Origin of the sequence: Bifidobacterium goeldii (genome assembly GCF_003951095.1) — a bacterium.
In the GTDB taxonomy this organism is placed as follows: domain Bacteria; phylum Actinomycetota; class Actinomycetes; order Actinomycetales; family Bifidobacteriaceae; genus Bifidobacterium; species Bifidobacterium goeldii.
This window is the reverse complement of sequence record NZ_QXGL01000018.1, coordinates 1-4,453: the sequence shown is the minus strand read 5'-3', so window position 1 is coordinate 4,453 and position 4,453 is coordinate 1. Positions and strand designations below refer to the sequence as shown.

Below are 4,453 nucleotides of genomic sequence, written 5' to 3'. Positions count from 1 at the left end.
TGTCCCACAGCGCGAAACTACGGCCGAAACCCAAGCCAAACGTGCTCGTGAAATCAGCCTGCGTCTTCGTCGCATTCACCGCCAGGTAGACGAACGGGAACAAGCAATACACCGCAAAAATCGCACACAGGAACGTGAGCAACTTTGAGCGACGCGGATTATTCACATTCGCAAAACCCGCTTTTTCACTACGCTTACGCTCAGCCTTCTCATCACGCGCGACCCTCTTTTGACGCTCACGCTCAGCACGACGAGCAGCACGCTCCTGATCCCGCAGCGACACGGAAGCAGCATCACTCATACCAATCACTCCTCACAACCAAAACCGATCACCTGACCGTCAACAATGACGGCCAGCATTCCATCAATAACAACATTCATATCAAGCGGACGACCGAGCGGCCGCACCGCACAGGAAAAACCAGAAGAAACTACACTCGCCTACTAGCCGAGCTCAGCGATATTGATCATCCCCTTCGCCCGGCTAGACGACAAGGATTACTTCATCTGCTCCTTCATACTGTTCAACTGCACCGCATACGCGATCGCCATCGTGATCACAGCCATCACAATCGCCAGTGCAGCCGCATAATTACTCTGGTTACCAGTGAAGCTCAGGTTATACGCGTACATGTTCGGCGTGTAATACGTCGTAATCGCATTACCCGGCACCATATTCTGCAAAATCGAAGGCTCATTAAACAACTGGAACGAACCAATAATCGAAAAAATCACCGTAATCGCCAACGAACCACGCAACTCAGGCAACTTAATCGACTTGACAATCTGCCACTCAGACGCACCATCAATCGAAGCAGCCTCATACAAGCTGTGCGGAATCGTAGACAACGAGGAGTAGAAGATCAACATGTTATAACCCGTAAACTCCCACGTCACAATATTACCGATCGACGCCAGCAACACCGAAGGAGCCAACACGTCAATATTCGTACCCAACAGGTCATTCAGGCTTCCAACCAGGCCGTACTTCGCGCCATACACAAAACCCCAAATCATGGTCGACACCACAGCAGGCACCGCATACGGCAAAAACGTACTAATACGGAAAAACTTCGTACCATGCAACTTCATCGAATCAAGCGCCAGAGCCATCAAAGCAGCCAGGCACAACATAATCGGCACCTGAACAAGCGTAAACAAAGCAACACGCACCACCGAAGACCAGAACTGCGTATCACCAAACAAACGCGCATAATTCGCGAGCCCCACGAATACCGTGCCACCAATCATCTTCTTCTGAAAGAAACTGATATAGATCGCATACACAATCGGCACGATAAACACGAACACAAACACAACCGCAAACGGCCACATAAACTTCCAACCACGCCAATCAGCACGATGCCGATTCACACGCGCAGCCGTAGCGGAAGAACTTGTTGCAGTCATTCCAACCCCTCTCCCTTGAAGTGGTTCACCGGCTTCTCCTCCATCGGAAAAGCACAATAACTATCATAAACCAACATATAACGATCACGCCGTAAAACGCGCGTAAACCTCCTGCAGAATTGCGCCGATATGTTTCATTACTGCTTTCATGAGCAGAGCAAAATCTCAGCCCTACGGCATAAAACCCTTGCAATCATTGGCTTTTACCCGCAAACACTACATCGTGAATGTTCATATCCATCATGCATTACGCGCATTCGTTCGCGAATATCGTTTTACCGTTAAGCCATGTACATAACAACATCAAATCGCACACTACCGGATAGCCGCCCGGCAAGCTCATCCCCCACCGCACCCCCGAGCGTGTTCAATATTGCTTCATCATCCGGCATTGCTGTGCGCATCACCGATTACGGCGCGCGGCTCATGCGCGTCATCGTTCCTGACCGTCACGGCACACCAACCAACGTGCTCCTCGGCATGCCCACCGCATTGGATTACTTGCATGACGACGTTTGCTTAGGCGCAATTATCGGCCGCAATGCAAACCGCATCGCCAATGCGCACTGCACTATTAATGGCGTTACGTACACACTTTCCGCAAACGATGGCAGCAATAATTCACACAGTGGTCCGCGCGGATTCGAACATCGCCGCTGGCAAGTAGTCGAAGCCGCAAGCAACGCCGTAACGCTCACTCTCGACTCACCCGAAGGCGATCAAGGCTTCCCCGGGCACATGAGCGTGCAGGCCCATTACGCAATAGTTGGCAACACACTGAGCCTCACCATTGACGCCGATTGCAATACACCCACCATTGCAAATATGACCAACCATTCCTATTGGAATCTTGATGGCGAGGACAGCGGTGACATGCTCGACCAGACATTAACGATTCCAACACCCTGGTTTTGCCCGATTTCCAACGATTCGATTCCATTGCACACGGATTCAGTAGCTGGTACAGCAATGGACTTTCGCAAACCGCGCTGCATCGGTGAAGCATTGCGCTGCGGTCGCAATGTTCACGACCCGCAGATCGAACGCGCGCGCGGCTACAATCACGCCTTTGTATTTGAAGATGCTCACGGCGTATTGGAAGGCGCGGCGCCTGCTGACCCAATCACTGGCATGCGCACCGTAGCTGTTGCCGCCAGCGAGCGCACTGGCATTACGATGACGCAACGCGCTAATACGCCGGCTGTGTTGTTCTACAGCGCGGGGTACATGGATGGGGTCGGCGGCGCGAGTGGCCATGTGTACCACCCGTACGCAGGGTTTGCGTTGGAGGCTGGTTTTGTGCCGAATTCCATTAATGATGATTCGCAGATTTCCTCTGAGCTACCAGCCGGTCAGCATTATCGCCTGTGCATCGCGTGGCAGTTTGATGTGAGCGATTAGCGCGATTACCACACACCGTATGCGCATATGCGCGTACGTCACTCATGCGCATATCACTCAGCCGTGCGAGTCTTCCCGCACGGCTGAGTGATATGCGTTCTCGCTCCACTGGATGATCAGCGATACGTCGCTGCCAGCGCATCAAGACGCGCAGCAAACCGCGGCCAATCGGTTTTCATTGCAGTCAGCAGTTTGCGATTCGGCACGTCATCAATCGGCACCCAGCAGATTTCCATGCTCTCATCGTCGTTCGCACGCGGGGTAACCGTATGCCCCGGCTTTTCGAACGCAAACACTGTGGTGTACGCCCATGGTCCGTGATCTTCACGATACGAACCAACGACTTCGATATCTTCCGGAGTGATGTTCGCTTCCTCGTAGCTTTCGCGCAATGCGCCTTCGATCGGCGACTCGCCATCCGCGGTAGCGCCTCCGGGAATACCCCACGTGCCGCCTTCTGCGCTCCACGCCGCACGATGCTGCATCACTACATGCGTCACTTTGCCAGTAGACGGATCGCGACGTGCCAGCAGAATGCCGGACGCACCGTTGGTACCCCAATGTTTACGGCCGCACGCGCAGCTCACCCAACCGTCGCCAGGCTGATGCACATTCTCCACCGGTGGCAGATTGTCTTTACCAGCAGCCGGAATACCGGCAGCATCTGCAGCTTCAGGCGCGCTTTCACCGCGCTTCACATTCCACAAGTCAGTCCAGTCAATCCCAAGCTCACCAACAAGCTTGCGCAGCAGCGGCAAGCTGATGCCAATAATGCCATGCGGGTCGCCTTCAATACCGTCAATAAATGCACCGCCGAAGCCTTCAAGCGTGAATGATCCAGCCACTTCGAGCGGCTCGCCGGTAGCAATATACCGTTCGATATCACGGTCAGAATAGTTGGCAAAATGCACGATCGCATGGCTAGCGCCGCGCACCACACGCCCGGTAGCAAAGTCAATCACACAGTGACCAGTCCACAGTTCGCCACTGTTGCCGCGCATGCGACGCAACCGTTCGCGCGCAACCTCGGCAGAGTGCGGCTTGCCATAGCATTCACCGTCCATCAGAAACATCGAATCGCAGCCAATAATCAGCGGGCCGACCGTAGCGCGCGTGAGTCCAGGCTGCATGGCGATGATGTTAGAAATCGGCTCGGTAACGGTCGGAATATCTACGCCAGAGAAGTCACGCGTAGTGGCAATACGATCCTTGGAATAGTCGATAGCAGCGTCTGCTGGCACATCTGCAGCATCAGCCGACTGCGCCCGCGCAGCATCTTCAGCCTGTACGGCTTCAGCGCGTAACGGATAGGCGATCACGCGCTCACCGACCGCAGCAGCAGCCGTATCAGCCACGTTGAGATACGCGCGATGTACAGCCTGCGCTTTCGCCTCGGCCAAAATCATGACACGGCGGTCAACGCTGAGCTCATCAACCGTAATGCCAGCTTCGCGCGCAGCAGTTTCGAGCGCGGCGGGCTCATCCACGTGCGAAACGCGGATTGTGGGGCAAATGCCAGCCGCATACAGCACATCGCGGCGCGGCTTCGATTGAGATGCAAGAATCAGCGGAATAGACATAACCCCTCCTGGCTTAAGTTCCCTACCTTGCATTTTGCGACGCGGAGCGTGACCGGGAGCGG

At 54.4% G+C, this 4,453-nt stretch carries 3 protein-coding genes and 1 pseudogene; 1 reads left to right on the top strand and 3 read right to left on the bottom strand.

Going from position 1 to position 4,453, the window contains the following annotated elements:
• Both D2E25_RS10390 and D2E25_RS10385 read right to left on the bottom strand, forming a co-directional pair.
• Positions 1-301 (bottom strand): annotated as a pseudogene (locus D2E25_RS10390) (carbohydrate ABC transporter permease); the annotation flags it as partial.
• A gap of 197 nt (positions 302-498) precedes the next feature.
• Positions 499-1,410, bottom strand: a complete 912-nt coding sequence (locus D2E25_RS10385; RefSeq protein ID WP_125982562.1) for a carbohydrate ABC transporter permease — start codon at positions 1,408-1,410, stop codon at positions 499-501.
• 288 nt (positions 1,411-1,698) lie between these two features.
• Between D2E25_RS10385 and D2E25_RS10380 the strand changes: the two genes are divergently transcribed.
• Entirely contained in the window at positions 1,699-2,811 is a 1,113-nt protein-coding gene (locus tag D2E25_RS10380; RefSeq protein WP_125982560.1) for an aldose epimerase family protein, read from the top strand.
• A 116-nt stretch (positions 2,812-2,927) separates the two neighbouring features.
• Here the strand turns inward: D2E25_RS10380 and D2E25_RS10375 are convergent, their stop codons facing one another.
• On the bottom strand, positions 2,928-4,391 hold the full coding sequence (locus D2E25_RS10375; protein ID WP_125982558.1) for a Maf family protein: 1,464 nt from the start codon (positions 4,389-4,391) through the stop codon (positions 2,928-2,930).
• Positions 4,392-4,453 lie beyond the last annotated feature (62 nt).

Excerpts from the sequence above, each read along its gene's own strand:
- D2E25_RS10385 (WP_125982562.1), bottom strand. The coding sequence starts at position 1,410 with ATGACTGCAACAAGTTCTTCCGCTACGGCTGCGCGTGTGAATCGGCAT.
- D2E25_RS10380 (WP_125982560.1), top strand. The coding sequence starts at position 1,699 with ATGTACATAACAACATCAAATCGCACACTACCGGATAGCCGCCCGGCA.
- D2E25_RS10375 (WP_125982558.1), bottom strand. The coding sequence starts at position 4,391 with ATGTCTATTCCGCTGATTCTTGCATCTCAATCGAAGCCGCGCCGCGAT.